At 59.7% G+C, this 18,649-nt stretch carries 21 protein-coding genes; 3 read left to right on the top strand and 18 right to left on the bottom strand.

What is annotated here, in order from left to right; genetic code table 11:
• Window positions 1-94: 94 nt before the first annotated feature.
• The 13 genes from KW840_RS23310 to KW840_RS23250 all read right to left on the bottom strand — a co-directional run bounded on the left by KW840_RS23310 (window position 95) and on the right by KW840_RS23250 (window position 12,681).
• Window positions 95-1,045, bottom strand: a complete 951-nt coding sequence (locus KW840_RS23310; protein ID WP_057713161.1) for an LD-carboxypeptidase — start codon at window positions 1,043-1,045, stop codon at window positions 95-97.
• A 173-nt stretch (window positions 1,046-1,218) separates the two neighbouring features.
• Entirely contained in the window at window positions 1,219-2,217 is a 999-nt protein-coding gene (gene lipA / locus KW840_RS23305; RefSeq protein WP_162130289.1) for a lipoyl synthase, read from the bottom strand.
• 25 nt (window positions 2,218-2,242) lie between these two features.
• The gene (gene lipB / locus KW840_RS23300; RefSeq protein WP_046041686.1) at window positions 2,243-2,890 is read right to left on the bottom strand and encodes a lipoyl(octanoyl) transferase LipB; all 648 of its coding nucleotides are present in this window, start codon (window positions 2,888-2,890) and stop codon (window positions 2,243-2,245) included.
• On the bottom strand, window positions 2,890-3,165 hold the full coding sequence (locus KW840_RS23295) for a DUF493 domain-containing protein (RefSeq protein ID WP_008052383.1): 276 nt from the start codon (window positions 3,163-3,165) through the stop codon (window positions 2,890-2,892). Before KW840_RS23295 ends, lipB begins: the two co-directional genes overlap by 1 nt.
• Before the next feature lie 87 nt (window positions 3,166-3,252).
• The gene (locus KW840_RS23290; RefSeq protein WP_057713160.1) at window positions 3,253-4,410 is read right to left on the bottom strand and encodes a D-alanyl-D-alanine carboxypeptidase family protein; all 1,158 of its coding nucleotides are present in this window, start codon (window positions 4,408-4,410) and stop codon (window positions 3,253-3,255) included.
• Between the two features lie 184 nt (window positions 4,411-4,594).
• Entirely contained in the window at window positions 4,595-5,605 is a 1,011-nt protein-coding gene (locus KW840_RS23285) for a septal ring lytic transglycosylase RlpA family protein (protein ID WP_218497958.1), read from the bottom strand.
• Window positions 5,605-6,615, bottom strand: a complete 1,011-nt coding sequence (mltB, locus tag KW840_RS23280; RefSeq protein WP_057713158.1) for a lytic murein transglycosylase B — start codon at window positions 6,613-6,615, stop codon at window positions 5,605-5,607. The genes KW840_RS23285 and mltB overlap by 1 nt, the downstream gene beginning before the upstream one ends.
• Window positions 6,616-6,632: 17 nt before the next feature.
• Window positions 6,633-7,736, bottom strand: a complete 1,104-nt coding sequence (gene rodA / locus KW840_RS23275; protein WP_057716556.1) for a rod shape-determining protein RodA — start codon at window positions 7,734-7,736, stop codon at window positions 6,633-6,635.
• Between the two features lie 31 nt (window positions 7,737-7,767).
• A complete protein-coding gene (gene mrdA, locus KW840_RS23270; RefSeq protein ID WP_057713157.1) occupies window positions 7,768-9,663 on the bottom strand; it encodes a penicillin-binding protein 2 in 1,896 nt (631 codons plus the stop codon).
• A gap of 10 nt (window positions 9,664-9,673) precedes the next feature.
• Window positions 9,674-10,141 carry a 23S rRNA (pseudouridine(1915)-N(3))-methyltransferase RlmH gene (gene rlmH, locus KW840_RS23265; protein ID WP_008052376.1) on the bottom strand — a complete coding sequence of 156 codons (468 nt, stop codon included), beginning with the start codon at window positions 10,139-10,141 and terminating at the stop codon, window positions 9,674-9,676.
• A 9-nt stretch (window positions 10,142-10,150) separates the two neighbouring features.
• Entirely contained in the window at window positions 10,151-10,645 is a 495-nt protein-coding gene (gene rsfS, locus KW840_RS23260) for a ribosome silencing factor (protein WP_007975896.1), read from the bottom strand.
• A 73-nt stretch (window positions 10,646-10,718) separates the two neighbouring features.
• Complete coding sequence (gene nadD, locus KW840_RS23255) at window positions 10,719-11,408, bottom strand: nicotinate-nucleotide adenylyltransferase (protein ID WP_218497957.1); 690 nt, start codon at window positions 11,406-11,408, stop codon at window positions 10,719-10,721.
• 1 nt (window position 11,409) lies between these two features.
• Window positions 11,410-12,681: a glutamate-5-semialdehyde dehydrogenase gene (locus tag KW840_RS23250; protein WP_057713156.1), complete on the bottom strand. Its 1,272-nt coding sequence runs from the start codon at window positions 12,679-12,681 to the stop codon at window positions 11,410-11,412.
• A gap of 189 nt (window positions 12,682-12,870) precedes the next feature.
• Here KW840_RS23250 and KW840_RS23245 point away from each other — a divergent pair, with 189 nt between their 5' ends.
• A complete protein-coding gene (locus tag KW840_RS23245) occupies window positions 12,871-13,569 on the top strand; it encodes a DNA-3-methyladenine glycosylase (protein WP_256353605.1) in 699 nt (232 codons plus the stop codon).
• Between the two features lie 158 nt (window positions 13,570-13,727).
• Window positions 13,728-15,044 carry a bifunctional DedA family/phosphatase PAP2 family protein gene (locus tag KW840_RS23240; RefSeq protein ID WP_057713155.1) on the top strand — a complete coding sequence of 439 codons (1,317 nt, stop codon included), beginning with the start codon at window positions 13,728-13,730 and terminating at the stop codon, window positions 15,042-15,044.
• Window positions 15,045-15,134: 90 nt separating this feature from the next.
• Here the strand turns inward: KW840_RS23240 and KW840_RS23235 are convergent, their stop codons facing one another.
• From KW840_RS23235 to KW840_RS23210, 5 genes are all read right to left on the bottom strand, one after another.
• Complete coding sequence (locus KW840_RS23235) at window positions 15,135-15,296, bottom strand: hypothetical protein (RefSeq protein ID WP_157858919.1); 162 nt, start codon at window positions 15,294-15,296, stop codon at window positions 15,135-15,137.
• Window positions 15,297-15,781: 485 nt separating this feature from the next.
• The gene (locus KW840_RS23225; protein WP_057713154.1) at window positions 15,782-16,150 is read right to left on the bottom strand and encodes a hypothetical protein; all 369 of its coding nucleotides are present in this window, start codon (window positions 16,148-16,150) and stop codon (window positions 15,782-15,784) included.
• Window positions 16,151-16,294: 144 nt separating this feature from the next.
• A complete protein-coding gene (locus KW840_RS23220) occupies window positions 16,295-16,885 on the bottom strand; it encodes an LON peptidase substrate-binding domain-containing protein (RefSeq protein WP_218497955.1) in 591 nt (196 codons plus the stop codon).
• Between the two features lie 10 nt (window positions 16,886-16,895).
• Window positions 16,896-17,612, bottom strand: coding sequence for an LrgB family protein (locus KW840_RS23215; RefSeq protein ID WP_057713153.1), 717 nt, complete (start codon window positions 17,610-17,612; stop codon window positions 16,896-16,898).
• A complete protein-coding gene (locus KW840_RS23210; RefSeq protein WP_057713152.1) occupies window positions 17,609-17,971 on the bottom strand; it encodes a CidA/LrgA family protein in 363 nt (120 codons plus the stop codon). The genes KW840_RS23215 and KW840_RS23210 overlap by 4 nt, the downstream gene beginning before the upstream one ends.
• A gap of 193 nt (window positions 17,972-18,164) precedes the next feature.
• On the opposite strand from KW840_RS23210, the gene KW840_RS23205 reads away from it, so the two are divergent.
• The gene (locus KW840_RS23205) at window positions 18,165-18,620 is read left to right on the top strand and encodes a MaoC family dehydratase (RefSeq protein ID WP_046041672.1); all 456 of its coding nucleotides are present in this window, start codon (window positions 18,165-18,167) and stop codon (window positions 18,618-18,620) included.
• The last annotated feature ends 29 nt before the right edge of the window (window positions 18,621-18,649 follow it).

Genomic DNA, 18,649 nt, shown 5'->3' with positions numbered 1-18,649 from the left:
CCACAGGTTCAGGGGCGTTCACATGATTTGTGTACGACGCGGACACTGTGGGAGCGGGCTTGCCCGCGAAGACTGACTGACAGGCGATAAAAATCTAGCGCCTGGCCACCACATCCTGCTCCAGCATCAATTCCTTGTTTCCGGCATCCAGCCTGACCAGCGCCCCCATGGGTAACGTCAGGTTCGGGTCGCAATGGCCGCTGCGCCACCCGGACAGCACCGGAATCTTCAATGGCTCGAAGATCTGCTTGAGCAACCTGTCCAGCGCCGCCACCTCAACCCCCGCCACATCCCCGACCAACACGCCGCGCAGCTTGTGCAACGTGCCTGCCAGCCGCAGATGGGTGAGCAACCGGTCGATGCGATACAGCGGCTCGTTGATATCCTCGATCAACAGAATGACGCCCTCGGCGTCAATTTCGTAGGGCGTGCCCATGGTCGCGGCGATCATGGCCAGATTGCCACCGAGCAAGCGCCCGTGAGCCACGCCTGGCTCGATCGTGGTCAGCGGGTAGGCCACCGGATGCGCCAGCACTGTTCCCGCCCTCACCTTCCCTCGCAGCATGTTGAAGAACGAAGACTCGGTAGGTATTTGCTTCTCACCCAGCAGGTCGGCATTGAGCAACGGACCATGAAAGGTCACGAAGCCGGCATAACGACTGATCGCCAAATGCAGCGCAGTGATATCGCTGTAGCCGACGAACGGCTTGGCGTTGTCACGCAGCAAATCAAAATCGATGCGGTCGAGCAGCCGGGGCGTGCCATAACCACCGCGCAGGCAGATGATCGCATCCACCTCGCTGTCGGCGAACGCTGCATGCAGATCGTCGAGTCGCACCTCGTCACTGCCGGCCAGGTAGCCGTTTTTTTCGTAGACCCCGGGAAACACTTTCAGTGAATAACCCCGGGCACGCATCCATTGCACCGCCTTGTCGGTGTCCAGCGGCGCGGGACCGGCGGGTGCGATAACGCCGATCATGCCTTCCGACGGCAGTGCCGGGACGGGAGCATGAGGGCAAAGGGTGAGGGTCGGTCGAGCGGTCATCCGTGAATCTCCCTGCGTGAAAACATCAGCACACAGTAGTCAGGAACGGGGACAAACAGAAGAGGAACCGTTGCCCCGCAGGTTGCAGGAAAAGGCAGCCGTTATCGTAGGCCAGGCAAAAAAACGCCCGCAAGGCTTTGAAACCTTGCGGGCGTTTTATGCTTCACAGTCGATCAGGACGACATCAGCTCGGCCTTGACCAGCTTCGCCTGCTCGTCGGCGTGGTACGAGGAGCGAACCAATGGACCGGAAGCGACGTTCTTGAAGCCCATCTTGTAACCTTCCTCGGCGAACCAGGCGAAGGTGTCCGGGTGCACGAAGCGCTGGACCGGCAAGTGGCTGCGGGACGGTTGCAGGTACTGGCCGAGGGTCAGCATGTCGATGTCGTGCTCGCGCATGCGCTTCATGACTTCGATGACTTCTTCGTCGGTCTCGCCCAGACCCAGCATCAGGCCGGACTTGGTCGGAATGTGCGGCATCATCTGCTTGAAGCGTTGCAGCAGGGTCAGCGACCACTGATAGTCCGAACCTGGGCGGGCAGCCTTGTACAGACGTGGCACGGTTTCCAGGTTGTGGTTGAACACATCCGGCGGCTCGGCGGCGGTGATTTCCAGCGCGATGTCCATGCGGCCACGGTAGTCCGGGACCAGGGTTTCGAGCTGCACGTTCGGCGACAGCTTGCGGATTTCGCGGATGCAGTCGGCAAAGTGCTGGGCACCGCCGTCACGCAGGTCGTCGCGGTCTACCGAAGTGATCACCACGTACTTCAGGCGCAGGTCGGCGATGGCAATGGCCAGGCTTTCCGGCTCGTTGACGTCCAGCGGCTTGGGACGGCCGTGGCCGACGTCGCAGAACGGGCAACGACGGGTGCAGATGTCACCCATGATCATGAAGGTCGCGGTGCCGCCGGAGAAGCACTCGCCCAGGTTCGGGCAGGACGCCTCTTCGCACACGCTGTGCAGCTTGTGTTTGCGCAGCAGGGCCTTGATGCGGTCGACTTCCGGCGAAACCGGGATGCGTACGCGAATCCAGTCCGGCTTCTTCGGCAGTTCGGTGGTCGGAATGATCTTCACCGGGATGCGTGCAACCTTTTCGGCGCCGCGCAGCTTGACGCCGGCTTCAACCTTGGGACGCGGGGCCGGGCGCTCGGTGACATCAAGCGTCGGGATCATGGTTTGCACTGCATCAGTAGTCATATCAGTCGATTCCGCCCGTCAGGGTCGTCTGCTCAGCATAGTCGAGGTGTTTGACGAGCTGCGCGCGCAGCCGGGCACTTACCTCGGCAAATTCAATCGATCCTGCGTGATCGCTCAGCTGGGTCATCGCCAGCCCGGCGTAGCCGCAGGGATTAATCCGTCGAAACGGTTCCAGGTTCATGTCCACGTTCAAGGCCAAGCCATGAAAGGAACAGCCGTGGCGGATCCGTAGACCCAGGGAGGCGATTTTCGCCCCGTCGACGTAGACACCCGGCGCATCGGGCTTGGCCACGGCGGTGACACCGTAACTGGCCAGCAGCTCGATCAGGCATTGCTCCATCCGGCTGACCAGATCGCGCACGCCAAACCCGAGCTTGCGCACGTCCAGCAGCAGATAAGCCACCAGTTGGCCGGGGCCGTGGTAGGTCACCTGACCACCACGGTCGACCTGCACCACCGGAATATCACCGGGAAGCAGCAGATGCTCGGCCTTGCCGGCCTGGCCCTGGGTGAACACCGCAGGGTGTTCGACCAGCCAGATCTCGTCGGCGGCATCGTTGCCGCGTTCGTTGGTGAAGCGTTGCATGGCATGCCAGACCGGCTCGTAAGCCATCTGGCCGAGTTCGCGAAAGCCCAGCACACCGGACATCACAGCACCATGTGCACGAAACCGGTTGCCCGCAGTTCGCTGTTGATGTTGTACAGCTGGTCCTGGTCGGTCGCCACGATGTGCAACTGAATGGTGGTGTATTTGCCGTTGCTGCTCTGGCGCTCATCAACACGCTCATCGTTGATCGTTGCATATTTGCGGACGATGTCGATGATTCTGTCCTTGTTGCCCACGCCGGTGTCGCTGATCACCTTAACCGGGTAATCATTGGCAGGGAACTCGATCTTTGGCGCCTTTACTTCGGTATCGGTCATGGCGTAACGGCCTCGTAAGCGTAAGCCGTGGCGACGGGCATGGCTGCGCGCCAGATCAGCGCGGAGCCATGCAGGTGCACACTAAATTCAGTTGAACAAGCCGTAGAAGAATAGACGGATGCTATCCCACATGCGGCGGAAGATACCACCTTCCTCGACAGCGTCCAGAGCGATCAGATCGGCGCTGTGCACCACCTTGTCGTCCAGTTTCACTTCGACTTTACCGATCACGTCGCCCTTGGCGATTGGCGCGATCAGTTGCGGGTTCATGGTCATGCTGGCAGCGAGCTTTTTCAGCTGGCCTTTTGGCAGGGTCATGGTCAGGTCTTGCGCCAGGCCAGCCTTGATCTGGTTGGTGGAGCCTTTCCAGACTGGAGCCTGAGCCAGCTCGGTGCCCTTCTGATAGAAGGTCTGGGTTTCGAAGAAACGGAAACCGTAGGTCAGCAGCTTCTGGGTTTCGGCGGCACGGGCCACTTCGCTGTTGGTGCCGAAGACCACGGCGATCAGACGCATGCCATCACGTACGGCCGAAGACACCATGCAATAGCCGGCTTCGTCGGTGTGACCGGTTTTCAGGCCGTCGACGGTCTTGTCGCGCCACAGCAGCAGGTTGCGGTTCGGTTGCTTGATGCCGTTCCAGAAGAACTCTTTCTGCGAGTAGATCGCGTAGTGAGCCGGGTCTTCGTGGATGATCGCGCGAGCCAGTACGGCCATGTCGTGAGCCGACGAGTAGTGCTCAGGGTTCGGCAGACCGGTCGGGTTCATGAAGTGGCTGTTGGTCATGCCCAGGTCGCCAACGGTTTTGTTCATCATGTCGGCGAACGCGTCTTCGCTACCGGCGATGTGCTCGGAGAGCGCAACGCTGGCGTCGTTGCCCGACTGGATGATGATGCCGTGCAACAGGTCGCTGACAGTCACCTGCGAGCCGACCTTGATGAACATCCGCGAACCGCCGGTACGCCAGGCGTTTTCGCTGACGGTCACCGGATCGTTTTCGCCGATCTGGCCACGACGGATTTCCAGAGTCGCGATGTACGCGGTCATCAGCTTGGTCAGGCTGGCCGGCGGCAGACGCTGGTCACCGTTGTTCTCGACCAGCACGTTGCCGCTGCTGGCATCCATGAGCACATAGGCCTTGGCGGCCAGTTGTGGTGGCGAAGGCATCATCTCGACCGCGAACGCGGCGGGTGAGAGAAGCAGCGGGACTAGCAGGAACAGGCGTTTGGCAAAGGTGGTGATGTTCATCCGTCTCTCGAAATCGCTAATGGAAACTTGCCCAAGGGCAAAACTAATCAAATGACTTTCTAACGAGTCATCGCGTGTTCAGTTGCTCACTCAGTCACCCTTGCCGGGCTTTTGTTCTTCAACGAGTCAACAACCTGGTTCGCCCCCCAATACCGCAGACGAACCGTCAATCAAGCTCTACGTATTACTCCGTGACCACACTCGGCGAACCGAGATTGGCCAGGCGCACACTGTTCTGCACCTGCTGGATTTCACCCGGCGAACCGATTGGCCCCATGCGCACCCGATGCAGGGTCTGCTGATTGCGCACGATCGAGCTGATGAACACCGGAGCGCTCACCATCCCGCTGAGCTTCGATCTCAGGAGTTCTGCAGCGTCCGGGTTGGCGAACGCGCCCACCTGCAGATACTGGCCAGAGGCTGCTACAGAAGCGTTTTTTTTTGCATCGAGCTGCACGGGCACCACCGCGGCGGCGTGTTGCTGCGGCGGAGGCGTCCATTGCTCGACGGTGCCGGCCGAAGCCGTGATCACCGGGGCGCTATTCTGCGCGACTTTCGGTTCGTTGAGCATTAATGGTGCCGGACGGCCCTTGGCAGCCCACCATTGCTGCGGATCGATGCCTTCGACCTTGACCCGCGCGGTGCCGGTTTCGGCGTAACCGAGTTTCTTGGCGGCCGCGTAGGACAAGTCGATGATCCGGTCCGAATAGAACGGCCCGCGGTCGTTGACGCGCAGGATCACCGACTTGTTGTTGTCCAGGTTGGTCACCCGAACGTAACTTGGCAGTGGCAGAGTCTTGTGGGCAGCGCTCATGCCGTACAGGTCATAGACTTCGCCGTTGGCGGTGTTCTGGCCGTGGAACTTGGTGCCGTACCAGGACGCCGTGCCCGACTGCACGTAGGTCTTTGACTCCTGCAGCGGAAAGTAGGTTTTGCCCAGTACCGAGTAAGGAGCGGCCTTGTACGGGCCGGTGTGCAGGGTCGGCGTGGCGTCCGGGATACGCGAAACATCGACATCCCACCATGGCGCGCCATCCTTGTGGGCGCGGTTGATGTCCAGCCCCGGCGTCGTGCGCACAGCGGTGCTATTGGTCTTCTGGGCCGGCGCACGGCTGGTCGAACAACTGGCGACCAGCATTGCCAACGCGGCGAATGCCATCAGCTTCAGGGGTTTATTGATAGGCAATGCCCGCATTACTTGACGCCCCGTGCTTGGACCAGCTGCTCAGACAGTTGATGTACGGCCATGGCGTACATCACGCTGCGGTTATATCGCGTGATCGCGTAAAAATTCTTCAGGCCCATCCAGTACTCGGAGCCATTGTCGCCTTCCAGGCGGAAAGCAGTAACCGGCATATCATCGCGCAGCGCATCATGACTTGACCACCCCAGGGCTCGCAACTCCCCGACGGTTTTCGTCGGTTCGATACCGGTGGTCAAACCTTCGTCGACCTGATCGCCACGGACGTCGCCGCGGCTGACTACCGGTTCGCCGGCGACCCAGCCATGGCGCTTGAAGTAACTGGCAACACTGCCAATGGCATCATCCGGATTGGTCCAGATGTTGATATGGCCATCACCGTCGAAATCCACTGCATAAGCGCGGAAACTGCTCGGCATGAACTGCGGCAATCCCATTGCGCCAGCGTAGGAGCCTTTGAGCGTCAACGGATCGACCTGCTCTTCGCGGGCCAATAGCAGGAACTCACGCAACTCCTTGCGGAAAAACTCGGCACGGGGAGGATAGTCGAAACCCAGGGTCGACAAGGCATCGATCACCCGGAAATTTCCGGTATTACGGCCGAAAAAGGTTTCAACACCGATGATCGAGACAATCACCTGGGCCGGCACGCCGTATTCCTGCTCGGCACGAGCCAGCACCGCTTCGTGCTGACGCCAGAAATCCACACCCCGGGCTATGCGCGCATCGGTGATGAACATCGGGCGATACTCGCTCCACTGCTTGACCCGTTCGGCAGGTTTGGAGATGGCGTCCAGAATCGACTGCTTGCGCTCGGCTTCACGGAACACACCCATCAATTGTTCACCGGCGAAACCGTAGTCGCGGGTCATTTCACCGACGAATTCGGCCACCTGGGGTGAGCCTTCGTAGTCGCCGGCCAACGCGTCCGGCATGGTGCCAAGGATGCTTACCAGGCTGACCCATGGCGCGTATCGAGTCGCCCAGCCACGCATTACTTGCATTGAAAATTTCACCTTATTCAAACCTGCGCGATCCACTTGCGATGGGTATGGATCGACATCAAAACCCCAAACGCTGACAGTAGCGTCACCAGCGAAGTTCCTCCGTAGCTAATGAACGGCAACGGCACCCCCACCACCGGCAACAGGCCACTGACCATACCGATGTTGACGAAAACATAAACAAAAAACGTCATGGTCAGGCTGCCCGCGAGCAACTTGCCGAACAATGTCTGCGCCTGGGCGGTAATCACCAGGCCGCGGCCGATCAACAGCAGGTAGATCAGCAACAGCGCGCAGATCCCCACCAGGCCGAACTCTTCACCCAATACGGCAATGATGAAGTCGGTATGGCTTTCCGGCAGGAAGTCCAGGTGCGACTGGGTGCCCAGCAACCAGCCCTTGCCGAACACCCCACCGGAGCCGATGGCGGCCTTGGACTGGATGATGTTCCAGCCGGTGCCTAGCGGGTCACTTTCCGGGTCGAGGAACGTGAGGACGCGCTGCTTCTGGTAATCGTGCATAACGAAATACCACATGGCCACGGACACCGGCACGGCGGCAGCGAGCACGCTGAGGATCCAGCGCCAGCGCAGCCCCCCCATGAACAGCACGAAGGCGCCTCCCGCCAGAATCAGCAATGAAGTGCCGAGGTCGGGCTGACGCACGATCAGGATGAATGGCAAGCCGATCAGGAACAGGCTCACCCCCACATGCTTGAGTTGCGGCGGTAAGGTGCGCTTGGACAGGTACCAGGCGATGGTCGCCGGCATCAGGATCTTCATGAACTCCGAAGGCTGGAAGCGGATCACCCCGGGAATGTTGATCCAGCGGGTAGCACCCATGGCGTTGTGACCCATGACGTCGACGACTACCAGCAACAGCACGCCGATCACATAACCCACCGGGACCCAGCGGGCCATGAAGCGCGGCTCGAACTGGGCGATGACGATCATCGACACCAGGCCGATGCCGAAAGAAGTGGCTTGTTTGGCCAGCAGATCCCAGCTTTTGCCACTGGCCGAATAGAGTACAAACAGGCTGCCGGCCGCCAGGGTCAGCAGCAGGATCAGCAACGGGCCGTCGATGTGCAGGCGTTGCAGCAGCGTCGCACGGCGACGCATCACATCCTCACTGGAGAGCATGCGATCGAAGTTATTCATCACGGGCGGTAGCCTCTGCACTGATAGGGCTGGCGTATTCGGGCTTCAACCGACCGTCCTGGTCCAGGAGCCAGGCATCCATGATTTGGCGCACCACTGGCGCGGCGACGCCGGAGCCGGACTCGCCGTTCTCGACCATCACCGACACCACGATTTTCGGGTCGTCGGCCGGCGCGAAACCGACGAACAGGGCGTGGTCGCGATGGCGCTCCTGAACCTTGGAACGGTCATACTTCTCACCCTGTTTGATCGCGACCACCTGGGCCGTACCCGACTTGCCGGCGATCCGGTATTGCGCGCCGATCGAGGCTTTGCGCGCCGTACCGCGGGCACCATGCATAACCTGCTGCATGCCGTGGTTGACCCTGGTCCAGTCCGAGGGGTCGCGCAGGATGATGTCCGGCATCGGATTCTCATCCACCGGCTTCACGCCCTCGATGGTCTTGGCCAGGTGTGGGCGGTTCCAGACGCCTTTGTTGGCGACCAGAGCAGTGGCCTGGGCCAATTGCAACGGGGTCGACTGCATATAGCCCTGGCCGATCCCCAGAATCAGCGTTTCACCCGGGAACCACGCCTGCCGGCGGGTCGCACGTTTCCATTCGCGGGACGGCATCAGCCCCGGCGACTCTTCGAACATGTCCAGGGAGACTTTCTGGCCGATGCCGAATTTGGTCATGTATGCCGACAGCCGATCGATCCCCAGCTTGTGGGCCAGGTCATAGAAGTAGGTGTCGTTGGAACGCATGATCGCCGTATCGAGGTCGACGAAACCGTCACCGGTGCGATTCCAGTTACGGTATTTGTGATCGTAGTTGGGCAGCATGTAGTAACCCGGGTCGAACACTCGAGACGACGCCGTCACCACGCCCGCGTCCAGACCGGCAATCGCCACCGCGGGCTTGATGGTCGAACCCGGCGGGTACAGGCCACGCAGCACGCGGTTGAACAGCGGCCGGTCGATGGAGTCGCGCAGCTCGGAATAGGCCTTGAAGCTGATGCCGGTGACGAACAGGTTCGGGTCGAAACTCGGTTGGCTGACCATCGCCAGCACTTCGCCGGTTTTCGGGTCCAGCGCTACCACCGCGCCACGACGACCACCGAGCGCAGCTTCGGCGGCTTCCTGCAATTTGATGTCCAGGCTCAGGACGATGTCCTTGCCGGGAATCGGATCGGTACGCTTGAGAACGCGCAGTACGCGGCCCCTGGCGTTGGTCTCGACTTCCTCGTAACCCACCTGGCCGTGCAATTCAGGCTCGTAGAAACGCTCGATGCCGGTTTTGCCGATGTGGTGGGTGCCGCTGTAATTGACCGGGTCCAGCGACTTGAGCTCTTTCTCGTTGATCCGCCCCATGTAGCCCACCGAGTGAGCAAAGTGCGCCCCCTGGGGATAGTGACGAACCAACTGCGCGACCACTTCCACGCCCGGCAGGCGGAACTGGTTAACGGCGATCCGGGCGATCTGCTCTTCGCTCAGCTCAAACAGGATCGGCACCGGCTCGAACGGCCGGCGCCCCTGACGCATGCGCTTCTCGAAGATCACCCGGTCCTCGGGCGTCAGTTCCAGCACTTCGACGATCACGTCGAGCACCTGCTGCCAGTCGCCGGAACGCTCGCGGGTCATGCTCAGGCTGAAACTCGGCCGGTTATCGGCAATCACCACGCCGTTGCGGTCGAAAATCAGCCCGCGAGTCGGCGGAATCGGCTGCACGTGGACGCGGTTGTTTTCCGACAGGGTCGAGTGGTACTCGTACTGGATCACCTGAAGGAAATACAGACGCGCGATCAGCACCGCAATCAGCGCCACCACTGCAATGGCCCCGAACACGACGCGACCACGCACCAGACGGGCGTCTTTTTCGTGGTCCTTGATGCGGATCGGCTGGGACATGAGGGCAGAACTACTTGTGGTAAGGGTGACCGGACAGCACGGTCCAGGCACGGTACATCTGTTCGCCGATCAGGATCCGCACCAGCGGGTGCGGCAAGGTCAGCGGCGACAACGACCAGCGCTGGTCAGCCCGGGCACAGACTTCCGGCGCCAGCCCTTCGGGGCCACCGACCATGAAGTTGACAGTGCGCGAGTCCAGCCGCCAGCGATCGAGCTCAACCGCCAGTTGCTCGGTACTCCAGGGCTTGCCATGGACTTCGAGAGTGACAATCCGCTCGTTCGGCCCGACCTTGGCCAGCATGGCTTCGCCTTCCTGACGGATGAAACGGGCCACGTCGGCGTTCTTGCCACGGGTATTGAGCGGAATTTCCACCAGTTCCAGCGCCAGCTCGGACGGAAGACGCTTGGCATATTCATGCCAGCCTTCTTCCACCCACTTGGGCATGCGTGAACCGACGGCGATCAGTCGCAGTCGCACAGCGGTCCCTTATTCCTGGTCTTTGTTGAGCTTGTTGAAGTGCTCGTGACCAACTTCAGGGCTGTGGTGCTTGCCATCGGCCGCACGGCTCTGCTCGGCACCTTTCCACAGGCGCTCCAGGTCGTAGAACTGACGGGCGTTGGAGGTCATCATGTGAACGATCACGTCGTCCATGTCCAACAGCACCCAGTCGCTGTCGCCCTTGCCTTCTTCACCCAGCGGCTTGATACCCAGGGCTTTGACGGCCTCGCGAACCTTGTCCAGCATCGCGCCGATCTGGCGGTTGGAGGTACCGGTGGCGATGATCATGTAGTCAGTGATGCTCTGCTTGTCGCGAACATCAATCACCAGCACGTCCTGGGCCTTGACGTCTTCAAGGGCAGCTACGGCGATCTTGACCAGCTCGTCGCCTTTAGGCGGCTCGGCGGCGAGGACCTTTTCCGGCAGCGGGGCACTCTTGAATGTGCCTTTGCGTTTTACTTTGCTTTCGTTGTTGCTCGTCATATAAAACTCGTTTTGCTCGTTTGTTCGGGCGCTTCAATACACGTTGTTGCCACGTGCCTTGAGGCACTCCCATTCAGTTCGACGCACGGTAGAGTCCGTGCGCATCGATGTAGGCCAGGACCGCGTCGGGCACCAGGAAACGTACCGACTTACCGCTGGCCAGCAGTTGACGGATCTGGGTGGCGGATACCGCGAGCGGTGTCTGCCAGACGAATGCAATCTGTCCGCTCGGCCCTTTGAGGGCCAGCGGGTCGCTCACCGAGCGCGCTGCCAGCAGGTTGCGCAAGGCATCCGGCGGTTCGCTGTCGGCATCCGGGCGTTGCAACACCAGGATATGGCAATGCTGGAGCAACTCTTCCCAGCGGTGCCAAGTGGGCAGGCCGCAAAAAGCGTCCCAGCCCAAAAGCAGAAAAACCTGGTCGGATACGGCCAGTTCGGCGCGCATCAGTTCCAGGGTATCAATGGTGTAGGACGGTTTGTCCCGCTGCAATTCGCGGGCGTCCACCACCAACGGCGCCACACCGGCCACCGCGCACTCGACCATCGCCAGACGGTCTTTTGCCGACACCTGCGGCTTGTCCCGATGGGGCGGCCTGGCACTGGGTGTCAGGCGCAACTCATCGAGCGCAAGTGTTTCGGCGACTTCCAGCGCACCGCGCAAATGGCCGATGTGCACCGGGTCGAACGTTCCGCCCAGCACACCAATGCGGCGAGGGGCTGGCTCGCTGATGGTGACCGGGGCTGACGGGTCGAAGTCGCCCAAGTCAGACCGGCTCCTGTCCGCGCAACTGCCCGTCGCCGACCACGATGTACTTCTCGCAGGTCAGTCCCTCGAGGCCCACCGGGCCGCGGGCGTGCAGCTTATCAGTAGAAATGCCGATCTCGGCACCCAATCCGTATTCGAAGCCATCGGCGAAGCATGTCGGGGTATTGATCATCACCGACGAGGAGTCGACTTCAGCCACGAAACGCCGGGTGTCGCCCTGATGTTCGCTGACAATCGAATCGGTGTGATGGGAGCCGTAATGATTGATGTGCTCGATGGCCTGTCCCAGTCCGTCGACCACGCGGATCGACAAAATTGCCGCCAGGTACTCGGTGCTCCAGTCTTCTTCGGTAGCGGCCACGGCATCGATGATTGCTCGAGTACGCTCGCAGCCGCGCAGTTCGACGCCTTTTTCGCGGAACTGTGCCGCCATCGCCGGCAGGAAATCCTTGGCAACGGTGTGGTCCACCAGCAGCGTTTCCATGGCACCGCAGATGCCATAACGGTAAGTCTTGGCATTGAACGCGATGCGCTGTGCCTTGGCCAGATCGGCGTGTTCACTCACGTAAACGTGGCAGATGCCGTCCAGGTGCTTGATCACCGGGACACGGGCATCACGGCTGACGCGCTCGATCAGGCCACGACCGCCGCGCGGCACGATGACATCAACGTATTCAGGCATGGTGATCAGCGCGCCGACGGCAGCGCGATCGGTGGTTTCGACCACTTGCACCACCGCGGCCGGCAGATCGGCCTCGGCCAGGCCGCGCTGAATGCAGGCGGCGATGGCGCGATTGGAATGAATGGCCTCGGAACCGCCACGCAAGATGGTCGCGTTACCGGATTTCAGGCACAGACTGGCCGCATCGATGGTCACGTTCGGTCGCGACTCGTAGATGATTCCGATCACGCCCAGTGGCACGCGCATCTTGCCGACCTGAATACCGGACGGGCGGAAACTCATGTCACGGATAGCGCCGACCGGGTCCGGCAGGGCTGCCACCTGACGCAGGCCGACGATCATGCCGTCGATACGCGCCGGGGTCAGTGCCAGGCGCTCAAGCAGGGCCGGCTCAAGACCATTGGCGCGACCGGCAGCCAAATCCTGTTCATTGGCCGCCGTCAGCTCGGCGCGGGCAGCGTCCAGCGCGTTGGCGGCGGCCTGCAGGGCGCGGTTTTTCTGCGCGGTACTGGCACGGCCGATCACGCGGGAAGCTTCGCGGGCAGCGCGACCCAGGCGGGTCATGTAGTCAAGAACGGACTCAGTCATGGTCTGGCGTGGTCTTTGATTAGGTCTTGGTAAAGAGTAAAGCGACAGATTATAGCTGTCGCGCCCACCGACTAACAGCGGTGACGGGCGGATGGTCGAAATGGAGGGCAAATTGCCGATGTTCAGCCGGGATTAAGCTGCAAATTGTTATCATCACGACTCATTCAGCCCTGACAAATGCCGGTCATCATGTCCAATCTGACTGTTCGAGCGTCCGCCGCGAGCCTGCCCACGGGTCTCCCGGACGCGTTTTTCGACCGTGACGCGCAAATTCTGGCCCGGGATTTACTGGGCAAAGTCATTCGCCATCGAGTGGGCGACCTGTGGCTCAGCGCCCGAATTATCGAGACCGAGGCCTACTACTGCGCGGAAAAGGGCAGCCACGCATCCCTCGGCTACACAGAAAAGCGTAAGGCTTTGTTTCTGGATGGTGGCCACATCTATATGTATTACGCTCGGGGCGGCGACTCACTGAACTTCAGTGCTCAGGGGCCGGGAAACGCGGTACTGATCAAATCCGCCTACCCGTGGGTCGATCAATTGAGCGGGCCGGCCAGCCTGGCGCAGATGCTACTGAACAATCCCGATGCCCAGGGCCACCCTCGCCCGTCACAAAAACTCTGTGCCGGGCAAACCCTGCTCTGCAAGGCGCTGGGCCTGAAAGTGCCGGTATGGGACGCCAAACGCTTCGACCATGAAGTGCTGCTGGTAGAACACGTAGGGCAGACGCCCGCCCACATCATCCAGACCACGCGTCTGGGCATTCCCCACGGGCGCGATGAACACCTGATGTACCGCTTCGTCGATGCGGCCTACGCAGCTTATTGCACGCGCAACCCGCTACGACGGGGACAGGTCGAAGGTCGCGATTATTTTGTACTGTCCTGAGACCGATCCGGATTTTGAAACTGAAGGAATCTTCTGTAGGAGCGAGCCTGCTCGCGATGAGGTCAGCACAATCAACATCACCGTTGACTCAAAGTGCGCTATCGCGAGCAGGCTCGCGCCTACAAGTAGAAAATTGAACATTTGATGGAGTGGTTTTTATGGGCCCATGGCTCGATAGCGTGACCGGATGGTTGGCGGCCAACCCGCAATGGCTGGCGGCAGCGGTATTCATCGTGGCCTTTGTGGAATGCCTGGCGATTGCCGGGCTGATCGTTCCCGGCACGGTGCTGCTGTTCGCCGTGGCGGTACTGGCAGGCAGTGGCGCACTGACGCTCAGTGAGACGCTCTTGCTGGGTTTCGTCGCCGGGGTGCTGGGTGACGTCATTTCGTATTTTCTGGGACGGCACTTCCATCAGAACATCCGGCGCCTGCCGGGCTTGCGCCATCATCCGGAATGGATCGCCGGAGCCGAGTCATACTTCCAGCGCTACGGCATCGCCAGCCTGCTGGTTGGGCGCTTTATCGGCCCCTTGCGGCCAATGCTGCCGATGGTGGCCGGAATGTGCGACATGCCTTTCCCGCGCTTCTTCGCTGTCAGCCTGTTGGCTGGCGCGGGTTGGTCGTTGGCTTATCTGATGCCTGGCTGGGCCACGGGCGCGGCAATCCGCTTGCCATTGCCCGAAGGCTTCTGGCTCCAGGCCGGAGTTGTTGTCGGCAGCATTGCTGTGATGGTCGGCTTGAGCGCAACCAGTAGCCTGCGCCGGCATCGCAATGCCACGATGTTCATCACCGGCATGAGTTTTCTGATTCTGGCAGGGTTGTTTATCGGCTATTCGCATCTGAGCGCGCTCGATCAGGGCGTGATGACACTGGTGCAAGAGCATCGCAATCCGATGCTCGATGAAGTAGCCGTAGTCTTCACACTGATCGGCGAATTCCGCAACATGCTGGTGTTCAGTGCTTTGCTCGTAGCGCTACTGGTAATCGCCAGGCAATGGCCGCAAGCGATCTTCGCCTGCAGCACCCTGCTCTGCACGGCACTGGCCAACACCGCGACCAAACACTTCTTCGCTCGCGTACGTCCGGAAGTCCTGAGCGATCCACTGACCAGTTACAGCATGCCAAGTGGTCACGCCTCGGGTTCTTTTGCGCTGTTTCTAACCCTCGCCGTACTTGCCGGGCGTGGACAACCGCCACGGATGCGATTGACCTGGTTACTACTGGGTTGCATTCCAGCCTTGGCGATTGCCCTCTCCAGGGTTTACCTCGGCGCACATTGGCCGACGGATGTATTGGCAGGTGCAATGCTGGCGGCCTGTGTCTGCGCAGCCAGCCTCTGGCTGAATCAACGTCAGGCACCACTGAACGCAATGCCGCCCAAGGTCTGGTGGCTGCTGCTACCGGCGTTGGTCGCCCTGTTCGGCTTCTTCGTATTGCGGCACTTGCCCCATACGATGTTGCGGTATGCCTACTAAAAAGAGTGCAGTTTTATCTCGGCCTCTCATAAAAAAAGAACCCCGACCAATATGACGGGGTTCTTTTTGAATGCGTTCAGCTAATTGCAATCAGGCACGTTGACGTTTACGCATTTCCAGAATCAGTGCATCAGCGAGCCGGCTTGCTGCAATTGCAGTATCCTCGAAGGGCTGACCAAAACTTGCATGTTTTAGCAGGTAACCTACAGCGGCCGCTTCCCATGCCGCCCACTCATTGGTGAAAATAGTCATCATTGAAATCCTTTTGATATTTTTAAGTGGCCCGCTTTATACGGGCAATCCCAAACTAATCAAAACACCGGTACCCAGCAATGCTGGCAATCGTGTGCAATGTTTGCCAAATGCTGCTCAGGCAAACAACTCCCCCTGCAATTCATCCAGTAACGCCTGAATCGCACTCAGTCGCTGCTGCGGATCATCGAGTTGCAGCAGGTCGAACTAGCCCGCTCGAAGATCGCGATTACTTTGTGTTGAGCTGACTGAGTCGGACCTGAAGTAAATCGAATCCTGTGGGGGCGGGCCTGCCCGCGAAGGCGGAGAGTCAGGCGATATCCGTATCGACTGAAAGAGCCTCTTCGCGGGCAAGCTCGCTCCCACAGGGTGTTATGGAGTTCTTGAAGCCTGCGTTCATCCCTTGGCGCAAATGGAACATCAGCCCACAAAACGTCATTCAAGGAATCGCTTTACCATCAACTACCAAACAACCATATTACGACTTAGCTTCCGAATGGAAAGCTTGGCAGTTCCGAACCTTCCGTGCCGCGATACTTCGCAACGGCTGAATCGGCATTTTTGGCAACGCGGCCGGCAATGACAACATAGTCTTCAAGTTTCCAACGAACCTCAGTCGAAAACTTGATCATAGCGTCCCCTACATAACTATCCCAAAGCCGCTGCTCATAATTATCACGATCACCATTCAGGCCCGAACGACGCACCAGGATCAACGCATTGGCCGCATTGGCTGCAGAGTCCGCGGCAAACTGAACTTCGCCCTGCGGTGATTGCGCAGAAACATAGTTGACCATAATTCGAGAAAAGCACAACTCCCACAAAGCACGCTCGGCACCAGTAAAATTCTTCACAATAACAGCTCCTTATATATGTAACGCCCGCCTCATGCAGACGCAGCAAATATAATCACCACCGTGTGAACACTCAATACAAACCATCACTTTTAGTTATTAGAAATAAATACAGCCAAGCCATCGGAAGTTCGCCAAAATCACTCAGGCAAACAACTCCCCCTGCAACTCATCCAGCAACGCCTGAATCGCATCCAGTCGTTGCTGCGGATCATCAAGTTGCAGCAGGTCGATCTTGTCCAGTTCCGCGAAAGGCAACAGGTACGCCAATTGATTGGCCAGTGATTGTTGCCCGGTCGCCTCAGTGCCCATGTTCAACGCTTCGACCATCGGGTGCTCAGCCAAGGCCTTGAGCAACGCAACCAGGTCGGCATCTTCGTCCTGCAAGGGTTGCTCGGGTTCGTCTTCCAACCACTCGACCTCGGCGACGATCAACTGATCGCGCTGGACTTCCGTTCGTAATACATGGAAACGCCGTCCGCCCTGAACCCGAATCCCCAGCAGGCCGTTGTCCTGTTGTTTGAAATCGGTGATCAGCGCTTCGCAGCCCACCAGTGCATAGCCGGCCGGGGCGATCCCGACTTCTTCGCCATCGAGGATGCACACCACGCCGAAACCGCCGCCCTGCTTCATGCAGCGGCCGATCATGTCCAGATAGCGCGCCTCGAAGATCTGCAAGTCGAGGATGCAGCCTGGAAACAGCACTGTATTGAGCGGAAAAAGCGGCAGACTCATAGACATTTCCTTACACCACCATCGACACCGCCAACGGCAGGAGCACCGCCGTGGCCACACCCATCAGGCTCATCGCCAGCGCCGCGAAGGCGCCGCACTCTTCACTTTCCTGCATCGCCACTGCCGTGCCGACCGCGTGGGCCGTCATGCCCAGTGCCATACCCCTGGCTTCCGGGCTATGCACACCCAGCCGGGTCAACAACGCCGGGCCGAAAATCGCGCCGATCACACCCGTAATCAAGACGAACACCGCTGCCAGCGCCGCGACACCACCGATCTGCTCGGCCACCAACATAGCGATAGGCGAAGTCACCGATTTCGGCGCCATGGTCATCAGGATCATGTGCTCGGCACCGAACGACCAGCCCAGCAACACGCCCATCCCCGTGGCCACCACCCCACCTATCACCAGCGTAGTAAATATCGGCCAGAACAACTGCCGAATCCGTCGCAGGTTGAGATAAAGCGGCACCGCCAGTGCGACAGTGGCCGGGCCGAGCAGGATGCTGAGAATCTCGGTGCTCTTGCGGTACTCGGCATAGGTCAGGCCGCAGCCCACCAGCACGCCGATCACCAACAACATGGAGACCAACACCGGCTGCAAAAAGATCCAGCGGGTTTTCTCGAATGCCGCCAGGACGAGTTGATAGGCGCCAAGAGTAATGCCGATACCAAACAGGGGATGATGAATCACCGACGTCCAGGCGCCGTGCCAGTCGAAGATCATTGGCTGTCCTCGGAGTGAGCGTGCCCCTTGACCATACGATGCATCAGCACCCCGGCGAAGGCCATGGAAAGCAGCAGCGACAATACCAGCGCACCGACAATGGCCCAGAAATCCGCCGCGATGTCAGCGGCGTAGACCATCACGCCCACAGCCGGCGGCACCAGCAACAGCGGCAGGTAACGCAACAGGCTACTGGCCGCCAGGTTCAGCGGCTCGCCAACCTGCCCGCGACAGATGAGGTACACCAGCAACAGCAGCAACCCCACAATCGGCCCCGGCAGCACCGGCAAGAACAAATGATTGAGCGCAGTGCCGAGCAATTGGAACAGCACCAGCCACGTCAGGCCCCGTAACAACATCAAAGTTCTCCCGCAAAATCCGTCACCCGCATTGGCCGGGCATTATAAGCATGCTCGCGCTATAGACCGGCATTCGCCAAAAGCATTGTCAGTTGACCGCTGCGTTTGGCCATGTTGATCTAAAGTAGTAAGCCGGGAGGTCAGATCCCCGCAAGCCAAAACTATAAAACCGATGAACCCAAGGAGAGTCTCAATGCCCTATGTTCCAGTTGCGGAGCTCAAAGATTATGTCGGCAAGGAACTTGGACGTTCCGAATGGCTCACTATCGATCAGGACCGCATCAACCTGTTCGCCGAAGCCACAGGGGATTTTCAGTTCATCCACGTCGACCCGGTCAAGGCCGCGCAAACGCCATTTGGCAGCACCATCGCTCACGGCTTCCTGTCGTTGTCGCTGATCCCGAAACTGATGGAAGACATCCTCGTCATGCCCGAAGGCTTGAAGATGGTGGTCAACTACGGACTCGACAGCGTGCGCTTCATCCAGCCGGTCAAGGTCAATTCGAAAGTGCGCCTGAAAGTCGACCTGACCGAAGTCATCGAGAAGAAACCCGGCCAGTGGCTCCTCAAGGCCACCACCACCCTGGAAATCGAAGGTTCGGACAAACCGGCGTACATCGCCGAACCCCTGTCTCTGTGCTTCGTATAAACCTTGCCGGATGCGAAGCAGCTCATGCT

The organism is Pseudomonas sp. PDM30, assembly GCF_019218985.1.
GTDB classification, from domain to species: Bacteria; Pseudomonadota; Gammaproteobacteria; order Pseudomonadales; family Pseudomonadaceae; genus Aquipseudomonas; species Aquipseudomonas jessenii.
Note: the sequence above shows the minus strand (reverse complement) of the source record. Positions and strands in the feature narration are given on the sequence as shown.

What these genes read in the sequence shown, in the direction of transcription:
- KW840_RS23205 (WP_046041672.1), top strand. Translation starts at nt 18,165, where the DNA reads ATGCCCTATGTTCCAGTTGCGGAGCTCAAAGATTATGTCGGCAAGGAA.
- KW840_RS23235 (WP_157858919.1), bottom strand. Translation starts at nt 15,296, where the DNA reads ATGACTATTTTCACCAATGAGTGGGCGGCATGGGAAGCGGCCGCTGTA.
- KW840_RS23250 (WP_057713156.1), bottom strand. Translation starts at nt 12,681, where the DNA reads ATGACTGAGTCCGTTCTTGACTACATGACCCGCCTGGGTCGCGCTGCC.
- lipA (WP_162130289.1), bottom strand. Translation starts at nt 2,217, where the DNA reads ATGATCCCGACGCTTGATGTCACCGAGCGCCCGGCCCCGCGTCCCAAG.
- rodA (WP_057716556.1), bottom strand. Translation starts at nt 7,736, where the DNA reads ATGCGTCGCCGTGCGACGCTGCTGCAACGCCTGCACATCGACGGCCCG.
- KW840_RS23290 (WP_057713160.1), bottom strand. Translation starts at nt 4,410, where the DNA reads ATGAACATCACCACCTTTGCCAAACGCCTGTTCCTGCTAGTCCCGCTG.
- KW840_RS23240 (WP_057713155.1), top strand. Translation starts at nt 13,728, where the DNA reads ATGGGCCCATGGCTCGATAGCGTGACCGGATGGTTGGCGGCCAACCCG.
- lipB (WP_046041686.1), bottom strand. Translation starts at nt 2,890, where the DNA reads ATGTCCGGTGTGCTGGGCTTTCGCGAACTCGGCCAGATGGCTTACGAG.
- KW840_RS23285 (WP_218497958.1), bottom strand. Translation starts at nt 5,605, where the DNA reads ATGCGGGCATTGCCTATCAATAAACCCCTGAAGCTGATGGCATTCGCC.
- mltB (WP_057713158.1), bottom strand. Translation starts at nt 6,615, where the DNA reads ATGCAAGTAATGCGTGGCTGGGCGACTCGATACGCGCCATGGGTCAGC.
- KW840_RS23310 (WP_057713161.1), bottom strand. Translation starts at nt 1,045, where the DNA reads ATGACCGCTCGACCGACCCTCACCCTTTGCCCTCATGCTCCCGTCCCG.
- rsfS (WP_007975896.1), bottom strand. Translation starts at nt 10,645, where the DNA reads ATGACGAGCAACAACGAAAGCAAAGTAAAACGCAAAGGCACATTCAAG.
- KW840_RS23210 (WP_057713152.1), bottom strand. Translation starts at nt 17,971, where the DNA reads ATGTTGTTACGGGGCCTGACGTGGCTGGTGCTGTTCCAATTGCTCGGC.
- KW840_RS23220 (WP_218497955.1), bottom strand. Translation starts at nt 16,885, where the DNA reads ATGAGTCTGCCGCTTTTTCCGCTCAATACAGTGCTGTTTCCAGGCTGC.
- KW840_RS23215 (WP_057713153.1), bottom strand. Translation starts at nt 17,612, where the DNA reads ATGATCTTCGACTGGCACGGCGCCTGGACGTCGGTGATTCATCATCCC.
- KW840_RS23295 (WP_008052383.1), bottom strand. Translation starts at nt 3,165, where the DNA reads ATGACCGATACCGAAGTAAAGGCGCCAAAGATCGAGTTCCCTGCCAAT.
- mrdA (WP_057713157.1), bottom strand. Translation starts at nt 9,663, where the DNA reads ATGTCCCAGCCGATCCGCATCAAGGACCACGAAAAAGACGCCCGTCTG.
- KW840_RS23245 (WP_256353605.1), top strand. Translation starts at nt 12,871, where the DNA reads ATGTCCAATCTGACTGTTCGAGCGTCCGCCGCGAGCCTGCCCACGGGT.